We start from the raw sequence: 5,395 nt of genomic DNA on the forward strand, positions 1-5,395 counted from the left end.
CCAAGATTTTCAAGACGCAATGGCTCGATCCGACATGAACCGGCTTGAATTGCAATCCACATGGCGCTCGGGCGCCGCCCCCGTCCCGGGCGAGAATTCAGCAAATTTCTGCAGAGCGTAGCAGCGCCCCGGACGGCCCCCGCCGGTCCGCCATCGCATCTACGGATTTCCCTAGTGCCGCGACTAAGGGTTCCCCTAGCAGTCGGGAAAACACGGGACCGTGGCCCGCCGGCCGGCATCTAGAATCCCCGTCGGCCTCCGCCCTCACGCCCCCGCGCCATGGCCTTAGAACTCGGCAGACGCTGGAGAACGGAGAAACACGATGGGTTCCCTCCCCCCGGGTTCGCGGCAGCCCGCCTTCCTGCAAACCCTCCAGATGCGCGATCCGGTCCGCTACTTCGAGACCCTGCGCCGACGCCACGGCCCGGTGTTCCGGATGAAACTGCTCGGCTTTCCGCCCCAAGTGGTCGTAGCCAACGCGGAGTTGGCTGCAGAGATCTACCGCACGGACGGTGACGGCAACCGTGCCGGAGCGCTGCGCGCGGGCTACGTGTCCTGGCTCGGCGAGCACTCGCTGCTCACGAACGACGGCGAGGGGTGGTGGCGCCACCGCAAGCTGCTCAGCCCCGCCCTGCACGGCCGGTCCATCGCGAGCTACCCCGAGCTGATCGCCGAGATCGCCGCCGAGGACATCAGGAAGTGGCCGATCGGCAAGCCCTTCGCCCTGCGCGGCCGTATGCAGACCATCACGCTGGAGATCATCCTGCGGCTGGTCTTCGGCGTGCGCGACACCGAGCAGGGAGCCCGGCTGCGGGCCGGCCTGATGGCCCTGTCCAAGGCCAGCGGCTCCCCGGCCCTGTTCCTGACACCCGCCCGGGTGCGCGCCTGGGCGGAGACCTCACCGCTGGCCGCACGTCTGCCGTTCCTGCCGACCACCCGCGCCAACCGCGTCGCCAAGGCCGTCGACGCCGTCCTGTTCGCCGAGATCGCCAGGCGCCGGGCCGAGGAGGGCGAGGACGCGACGGACGTGCTGGGGCGGCTGCTCGAGGCCCGGGACGACGAGGGCCGCCCGCTCAGCGACCACGAGATCCGCGACGAGCTGCTCACCCTGCTGGAAGCCGGGCTGGAGACCACGGCGACCGGTCTGTCGTGGACGTTCGAGCGGCTGATGCGCAGCCCGGAGGTGCTCGCACGTCTCCAGGAGGAGATCGAGCGGGGCGAGGACGACACCTACCTCGACGCGGTCGTCAAGGAAGCCCTGCGCTCCCGCCCGGTGATCTTCGGCATGGGACGCCTGCTGGACAGGCCGCTGCGGATCGGCGGATACCTGGTCCCGGCCGGCTGGGTGGCCATCCCGATGTTCTCGCTCATCCTCCACGACAGCGCGGTGTACCCCGACCCCGGGGAGTTCCGGCCGGAGCGCTTCCTCGGCGACGACGCCAAACCCGCGCAGAAGTCGTTCCTGCCGTTCGGCGGCGGCCGCCGCTACTGCGTCGGAGCGCAGTTGGCCACCATGGAGATGAAGGTCATCACCCGCGAGGTCCTCAGACATGTGCGGCTGACCCCCGCCGACCCCGCACCGGAGGCCCAGCGCATGTGGCACGCCACCCTCGTCCCCGGCAAGCACGCCGTCGCGGTGGCCCACAGACAGCCCCTGCGCGAGCGGCCGCCGGTCGTTCAGGAGCCGAAGTGCCCCGTACATCCGGACCGTTCGCACGACGGAGGGTGAGGGGACGGAGGAAGAGCGAGGTGCAGGGGCAGCCGGGCGCAGTGGCCCGCCCTGTCCCGCCCTGGGCGGCCGGTCCTGATGGTCCGGATTGCTGCACTGGCAGTGGCACCGTACATGCACAAAACTGCATGAGTGCCCATCGAACCGCATGAGTTGGTGGACCGAGCCGGAGCCGCACCGCGTCGTGCCTCATTCAGGAGGGCGGTATGACCGTCACGTTCCGCCGCAGCGCTCTCGCCGCCGTCCTGGTGCTGATGGTCCTCGTCGTCATGGGGACGATATCCGCCAAGGCGTGCCCGCCGGGCCCTGCGCTCCGGCTCGGTTCCCTCGATCTCGGCCCGTGCGGCCGGCGGCCCGCCAGTTGGTGCGGTACGGCTCAGGTGCCGCTGGACCGCGGTACCCCCGGCAGCCCGGCCCTGGGCATCGGCTTCGAGTGGGTACCGGCCACCGGGCGGTCCCGGGGCACTGTGGTCGTGGTCGACGGCGGCCCCGGCTGGGAGACCACGTACTCGCGTACGGCGTATCTGCAGATGCTGGGGCCGCTCCGGGCGCATCGCAACCTGCTCATGGTCGACCTGCGCGGTACCGGTCATTCCCAGGTCCTGAGCTGTCCCGAGCTGGAGCACTACAACGGCCAGCCCTCCGGCCCCGGTTTCGCCCGCACCGTGGGCGTCTGCGGTGAGCGCCTCGACCACACCTGGCAGCGCCCCGACGGGGGCTGGATCCATGCCTCGGAGTTGTTCGGGACCGCCGACGCCGCGCAGGACCTCGCCGACCTCCTGTCCCAACTGCACCTGACCGGTGTCGACTTGTACGGGGACTCCTACGGCAGCTGGTTCGCCCAGGTCTTCGCGACCCGTCACCCGTCCCTGCTCCGTTCGCTCACCCTGGATTCCACCTACGAAGTCTTCGGCCTCGATCCCTGGTACACCAGCGGTGTCACCACCGCCCGCAGGGCCTTCGCCCTCGCCTGCCGGCGTTCCCCGGCCTGTGCCGCGCACGGATCCGCCGACGCCTGGCGCACCCTTTCCGCTCTCGCGGCGCGCCTGCGCGCGACGCCGCTCACCGGCAGCACCACGGGCCTGGACGGACAGCCCGCCACCATCACGGTCACCGTGACCACCCTGGTCGACCTGGTCAACGATGCAGGGTCCGACCCGGCCGTCTACCGCAACCTGCAGGCCGCCGCCGAGGCCTATCTCGGCCACGGAGACACCGTTCCGCTGCTCCGGCTGGCCCAGCAGACCATCGCGTACGACGGCACCAACCAGCCGCCACCGGCCTTCTCCGACACCCTGTACTTCGCGGCGGCCTGCACCGACTACCCGCAGCTGTTTTTCATGAGTGGCCCAGGTGACCAGCGCGCCCGCCAGTTCCGGAGGCGTGTCGCCGCTCAGCCCGACGCCACCTTCGCTCCCTTCACCGCCGCCGAGTGGACGACCGTCAACGCCTACACCAACACCTACGACGGCTGCCTCGGCTGGCCCGCCCCGCAGCGCGCCCGTACCCCCGTCGCCGCCCGGCCGCCCCGGGTGCCCCCGGCGTTGCCCGTCCTCGTCCTCGGCGGCGACCTCGACTCGCTCACCCCCGCCGTCGGCGGCCGGCATGTCGCGGCCCAACTGGGGCCCTCCGCCCGGTTCGTGACCGTGCCCAACCTCACCCACATCACCGCCATGACCCTCCGGACCCGGCCGGGCCCGGAGGCGTGCGGGCAGTCCCTGTACCGCCAGTTCCTCCGCGCGCCCGCCGCCCTGGCGCGTCTGGACACCTCCTGCACCCGGCACACCCCGGCCGTCCCCGTCCTCGCCGCCTATCCCGCCCGGCTCGCCGGCACCGTTCCGGCCACCCCGGCGCCCGGCAACCGGGCTGATGCCGATGCCTTGCGGGCGGCCGCCTCCGGCGTCGCCGTGGTGGGCGACGCGATCGTCCGCAGCGGCTATCTGACCGGCGGTCGCGACACCGGCCTGCGCGGCGGCACCTGGACCGTCACCGGGGACACCCGGGCGTGCTTCGGCTTCACCGACGTGCGCTGGACCGGCGACGCCGCCGTCAGCGGCACCGCCACCTGGGACCGGGGCCGGGGCGTGGTCACCGCGCACCTGCGCATCACCCCTGATGCCGGCCCGGACCGCGCCGCCGACACCACCCTCGACACCACCTGGAACACCCTCACCCCGCACGTGCCGGCCTCGGTGACCGGAACAGCCGGCGGCACCCCGTTGCGTGCCACTCTTCCCGCACCCGCCTGACGGCACATCACCCCTCCGCGCCCGAAGTCTCGGAAATTCCTTAGGTCACCTCGTGATTCCGTGACTCTGCCGAGCGCTGGGACTTTTGGCCCTCGACCGGCTTTGTCCGTGGCAGTGAAAGGGGACCGAATGTCCAAGCGTGCGCTGATCACCGGGATCACCGGGCAGGACGGCTCGTACCTCGCCGAGCATCTGCTCGCCGAGGGCTACGAGGTGTGGGGCCTGAACCGGGGCCAGGCCAACCCGCGGAAGGACCGCGTGGCCAAGCTGATACCCGACCTGTCCTTCGTCCACGGTGACTTGATGGACCAGGGGAGCCTGGTCACCGCCGTAGACCTCGTGCAGCCGGACGAGGTCTACAACCTCGGGGCCGTCTCCTTCGTGCCCATGTCGTGGCAGCAGCCGGAGCTCGTCACCGAGGTGAACGGCACCGGCGTGCTGCGCATGCTGGAGGCGATCCGGATGGTGAGCGGGCTGGGCAAGTCCGGGAGCGGAGCCGGCGGCGACGGCCAGGGCCAGATCCGCTTCTACCAGGCATCCTCCTCGGAGATGTTCGGAAAGGTGGTGGAGTCGCCGCAGAGCGAGCGGACCCCCTTCCACCCGCGCAGCCCCTACGGCGTGGCCAAGGCCTACGGCCACTACATCACCCAGAACTACCGCGAGTCCTACGGGGTGTTCGGGGTGTCGGGGATCCTCTTCAACCACGAATCGCCCCGCCGCGGCGCGGAGTTCGTGACCCGGAAGATCTCCCTCGCGGTCGCACAGATCAAGCTGGGTCTGCAGGACAAGCTCATGCTCGGCAACCTCGACGCGGTGCGCGACTGGGGCTTCGCGGGGGACTACGTCCGCGCGATGCACCTGATGCTGCAGCAGGACCGGCCGGGGGACTACGTGGTGGGCACCGGGCAGATGCACTCGGTGCGCGATGCGGCCCGCATCGCCTTCGAGGCCGTCGGCCTGGACTGGGAGGAGCACGTCGTGGTGGACCCGGCGCTGGTGCGGCCCGCCGAGGTCGAGACGCTGTGCGCCGACTCCGGCAACGCCCGCCGGGAGCTGGACTGGGAGCCGGAGGTCGGCTTCGAGGAACTGATGCGGATGATGGTGGAGTCCGACCTCCAGCAGGCCGGCCGCGTGCGTGACCACGGCGAGCTGCTCGCCGCGGCGAGCTGGTAGGGCTCGCCGGAGAAACACCTGCTCACACCCGTTGCGGACCCCTGGAGTCGGCGGACTCTAGGGAATTCCGTGGCCATGCCCGACCACACTGGGCGTGTGGCGTGCGGGAAATCGAGCAGTGCCCCGTGCGGGGCCTCCTGATGACTCATTCGCTGTGGAACAGCCATCCCGAGTGCCGGATGTCCACATCGAATTCCTCTGCTGTCCGTCGGTCTTGAGATGGGTTGAGTTGAACGTGGCGAAG

3 protein-coding genes are annotated in these 5,395 nt (G+C 70.7%); all 3 read left to right on the forward strand.

Going from position 1 to position 5,395, the window contains the following annotated elements:
- Positions 1-322: 322 nt before the first annotated feature.
- A complete protein-coding gene (locus tag ACMATS_RS36925) occupies positions 323-1,729 on the forward strand; it encodes a cytochrome P450 (RefSeq protein ID WP_414170515.1) in 1,407 nt (468 codons plus the stop codon).
- Between the two features lie 206 nt (positions 1,730-1,935).
- Entirely contained in the window at positions 1,936-3,978 is a 2,043-nt protein-coding gene (locus ACMATS_RS36930) for an alpha/beta hydrolase (protein WP_414170516.1), read from the forward strand.
- A 129-nt stretch (positions 3,979-4,107) separates the two neighbouring features.
- On the forward strand, positions 4,108-5,151 hold the full coding sequence (locus tag ACMATS_RS36935; protein ID WP_390779370.1) for a GDP-mannose 4,6-dehydratase: 1,044 nt from the start codon (positions 4,108-4,110) through the stop codon (positions 5,149-5,151).
- Positions 5,152-5,395 lie beyond the last annotated feature (244 nt).

Origin of the sequence: Streptoverticillium reticulum (genome assembly GCF_047456005.1) — a bacterium.
GTDB classification, from domain to species: Bacteria; Actinomycetota; Actinomycetes; order Streptomycetales; family Streptomycetaceae; genus Streptomyces; species Streptomyces reticulum.